The 204-nt window shown below is 61.8% G+C and carries 1 protein-coding gene; it reads left to right on the forward strand.

Features of this window, described 5'->3' with window-relative positions:
• The coding region (locus tag ACXAIC_RS24950) for a hypothetical protein (RefSeq protein ID WP_475187166.1) at positions 1–204 on the forward strand (204 nt) is incomplete at both ends.

A 204-nucleotide genomic window follows, 5' to 3' on the forward strand; every position in this document is an offset into this window, starting at 1 on the left:
GGACGGCGACGGCGCTGTAGATGCGATCCTGTCTGCGGAAGATGGCTCGATCTGGACACGTCTTGGCGATGGCCAGGGCGGGTTCGGCGAGGCTGAGGCTCAGGGTCGTGATTTTGCAACGAATGCGATTGAGAAAACGGGTGGCAGCACGGGCGGCTGGGATCGTGGGGCCTATTCGCAGGAGAGTTTTGTCGGAGCTGGTTC

The sequence above is a fragment of the Roseibium sp. AWQ4_254 genome (genome assembly GCF_056161025.1).